General features: G+C 69.4%; 2 protein-coding genes. Both read left to right on the top strand.

Translation table 11 applies throughout. The annotated features are described in order from the left end of the window. Positions 1 to 997 (top strand): chorismate synthase (gene aroC / locus ACK59X_RS33435; protein ID WP_409963613.1); only part of this gene is annotated, 997 nt, incomplete at its 5' end. 29 nt (positions 998 to 1,026) lie between these two features. Further along, entirely contained in the window at positions 1,027 to 2,772 is a 1,746-nt protein-coding gene (locus tag ACK59X_RS33430; RefSeq protein ID WP_409963615.1) for a bifunctional metallophosphatase/5'-nucleotidase, read from the top strand. Positions 2,773 to 3,070: the final 298 nt, after the last annotated feature.

Here is a 3,070-nt window from a genome sequence, read left to right as displayed (position 1 = left end):
GGCCCTGACGGAGGCCGACATCCAGCCCGAGCTCGACCGGCGCCGCCCGGGCACGAGCCGACACGTGACGCAGCGCAACGAGCCCGATGCGGTGGAGATCCTTTCGGGCGTGTACGAAGGCAGGACCACCGGCACCCCCATCGCGCTCTTGATCCGCAACACCGACCAGCGCAGCAAGGACTACAGCAACATCGCCCAGAGCTTCCGCCCGGGCCATGCCGACTACACCTACTGGCACAAGTACGGCATCCGCGACCCGCGCGGCGGTGGCCGCTCGTCGGCCCGGCTGACGGCACCCACCGTGGCCGCTGGTGCCGTGGCCAAGAAGTGGCTGGCCCAGCAGTACGGCACGCAGTTCCGCGCCTGCATGACCCAGCTGGGCGAGCTGCCCATTGCCTTCGAGAGCTGGGACCATGTGCGCGCAAACCCCTTCTTCGCCCCCGTGGCCGACGTGCAGCAGTACGAGGACTACATGGACGCGCTGCGCAAGGCCGGCGACTCCTGCGGCGCGCGCATCCGCATCTCGGCCAGCGGCGTGCCCGTGGGCCTGGGCGAGCCGCTGTACGACAAGCTCGACGCCGACATCGCCCACGCCATGATGGGCCTGAACGCCGTCAAGGGCGTGGAGATCGGTGCCGGCTTCGAGAGCGTGGCCCACCGCGGCACCATGCACGGCGACTCGATGACGCCCCAGGGCTTTCGCACCAACCACGCCGGCGGCGTGCTCGGCGGCATCAGCACCGGGCAAGACCTGGAAGTCTCGATCGCGATCAAGCCGACCAGCTCCATCATCAGCCCGCGCGAGTCCATCGACATCCACGGCCAGCCCACCGAGGTCATCACCAAGGGCCGCCACGACCCCTGCGTGGGCATCCGCGCCGCGCCGATTGCCGAGGCGCTGCTGGCGCTGGTGGTGATGGAGCACGCGCTGCGCAACCGCGCCCAGTGCGCGGACGTGGTGCGCGAGGTGGCGCCCATCCAGGCCTCCTTCCTGTGAGCGCCGTCCTCGGAGGCGCCTGGGGCCGCATGGCGCTGCCCTGCGCCATGGCCGCTGCTTTGCTGGCCGGCTGTGCCTCCACGCCCCCCGCCCACATCGACATCGGCCTCATCGCATTCAACGACCTGCACGGCAACCTGGAGCCGCCGCGCATGGCGCTGCAGGTAGCCGCCCCCGACGGCAGCGGCTTGGCGCGCGTGCCCGCGGGCGGCGCAGCCTACATGGCCAGCGCCATTGCGCACCTGAAAGCCAGCCACAAGCACCACGCGGTGGTGGCCGCCGGCGACATGGTGGGCGCATCGCCCCTGGTGTCGGCCCTGTTCCTCGACGAACCCACCATCGAGGCCGTCAACCGCATGGGCATCGACTTCAACGCCGTGGGCAACCACGAGTTCGACAAGGGCTGGCGCGAGCTGCTGCGCCTGAAAAACGGCGGCTGCGAGAAGCACACCGTGCGCCAGCCCTGCCAGTTGAACCCCGCCTTCCCCGGCACCAACTTCGGCCTGCTGGCGGCCAACACCTCGCATGAGGACGGCCGCCCGCTGCTGCCGCCCACTGGCATCAAGCGTTTTACCGAAGGCGGCGTGACGGTCAGCGTGGCTTTCATCGGCCTGACCCTGCGCGGCACACCCGCCATGGTGGCACCCGCCGGCGTGGCCGGCCTGCGCTTTGCCGACGAAGCCGAGACCGTCAACGCCCTCATCCCGGGCCTGCGCGCCCAGGGTGCCGATGTGATCGTGGTGATGGTTCACGAGGGCGGCGAAACCCAGGCTGCCTTGGGCGAGACCAGTTGCAAGGGCCTGAGCGGCGACATCGTGCCCATCCTGGAACGGCTCGACCCTGCGGTGGACGTGGTGGTCTCGGGCCACACGCACCGCTCCTACCTGTGCGACTACGGCACGGTGAACCCCGCGCACCCGCTGCTGCTGACCAGCGCGGGCCAGTACGGCACGCACGTCACCGACATCAGCCTGCGTGTGGACACCGCCACCCGCCGCGTGGTGCGCAAGAGCGCGCGCCAGGTCATCGTGCAGGTAGAGGGCTTCACCAGCGGGCCCACCACCCTTGCCGTGGACAAACGCTTCCCCGTCTTCGCGCGCGATGAGGGTGTGCATGCCATCGTGGAGCGCTACCGCATCGCCGCCGAGCCCCAGGCCCAGCGCCCTGCCGGCCGCCTCACCGGCCCGGTCTCGCGCGAACCTGCGCCATCGCTCGAGACCTCCATGGGCAACCTGATCGCCGACGCGCAGTTGCTCGCCGCCCAGGGGCCCGGCCTCAATGCCCAGATCTCCTTCATGAACCCCGGCGGCGTGCGCGGGGTGCTGGTGCCCGGTGCCGATGGCACGGTGCGCTATGGCCAGATGTTCACGGCCCAGCCGTTCGGCAACAGCCTGATGGTGCAGTCGTTCACGGGCGCGCAGGTGAAGGCGATCCTGGAGCAGCAGTTCGCCAGTGGCACCAACACCGCGCAGAGCCCGCGGGTGCTGTCGGTGTCCAAGGGGTTTACCTACCGCTATGACCTGCGGCTGCCTGCGGGGCAGCGGGTGAGTGGTGTGTCGCTCAACGGGCAGCCCTTGCGCGCCGAGGCTGTTTACCGGGTGGTGGTGAGCAGCTTCCTGGCTACGGGTGGGGACAATTTCACGGTGTTCACCCAGGGGGTGGATGGGTTGGGGGCGGGGCAGGATCTGGATGCGTTGGAGGCTTACTTCTCCGCTGCCGGGGGGCCTGTGGTGCCGCCGGCTACGGATCGGATTGTTCGGGTGGATTTGCCTTGATCTTTCAGGGTTCGTTTCTGGGTTCTTGCCTTTGTTGGGGGCGGAGGCCGGGATGTGCGCCCGGCAGCGCACCTACCTTCTTTTGCGTCGCCAAAAGAAGGTAGGCCAAGAAAAGGCGACCCCGCTGCCCGTGTCCCCCATCGCCCTGCCGGGCGCTGGGGGCAGCCTGCGATGCTCGGTCCTGGGGTGACGCCGAAGAACTCCCTGCGCTGCCTCTGCGAGGCAGCTCCGGTCAAACAGCTTCGGCGAGCCAGATGACGATGCGCGTGTCCTTCGGCACGCGCTCACCCCAGGCCCT

This window comes from Acidovorax sp. (assembly GCF_046339755.1).
Lineage (GTDB): Bacteria > Pseudomonadota > Gammaproteobacteria > Burkholderiales > Burkholderiaceae_C > Acidovorax.
This window is presented reverse-complemented; position numbering and strand designations above follow the sequence as displayed.